The 715-nt window shown below is 50.2% G+C and carries 1 protein-coding gene; it reads left to right on the top strand.

The window, feature by feature from the left end:
• A partial coding sequence (locus tag M3O96_RS21910) for a T9SS type A sorting domain-containing protein (RefSeq protein WP_249725478.1) occupies positions 1 to 663 on the top strand: 663 nt, incomplete at its 5' end.
• Positions 664 to 715: the final 52 nt, after the last annotated feature.

Here is a 715-nt window from a genome sequence, read left to right as displayed (position 1 = left end):
GCTATCAGCCAGATCCAATGGACAGCCGATGGCTATGATCCTCTGAGACCGGGCTTCTACCAGCTCAATGCAACAATCAAAAACAGCGGATTTGAGGGCAGGGATGTGAACTTCCAGGTTCCTGTGCTAGTGCTCAACAAACCGATGCCTGAAGACATTGTCCTAGCCAACAATGTAGTCTCCAAAAAAGTCCGTTCGGGTGAGATTGTAGGAGGACTTCAGACCATCGATCCGGTGGACGATATCCACAGCTACAGCATGGCAGACCATCCTGACTATTACATCGAAAAAGGTGTGGTGGTGTACAAAGGGGAGGGAATGCCACCTTTGGAGACGACGCTCAGGGTCAGCAGCACGGATCGCGCGGGACAGACCATCAGCAGGGAGATCAAAGTATTCAGGGAAATGGACGCACCGAACGATGCAATGATCTATCCTAACCCTGCAACGACGAATACGAACATCTATATCCGCATGGCCCAGAGCAGCAAGGTCACCATCAGGATATTCGATGCGGCAGGTCGTCAGATCTATGAAGAAAGCGGACAACAGGAAGGGAGCTTTACAAGGTCACTGGACATCAGCAGATACGCTGCAGGCATGTACCAGGTGATCATCCAGGTCGATCAGCACTTTATCAACAGGCGATTGGTCAAAGAATAGATGATTTGATTGAAAGTCAAATTCCCCCTTTTGGTGAAAACCGGAAGGGGGA

This window comes from Aquiflexum sp. TKW24L, from assembly GCF_023502205.1.
Lineage (GTDB): Bacteria > Bacteroidota > Bacteroidia > Cytophagales > Cyclobacteriaceae > Cognataquiflexum.
Note: the sequence above shows the minus strand (reverse complement) of the source record. Positions and strands in the feature narration are given on the sequence as shown.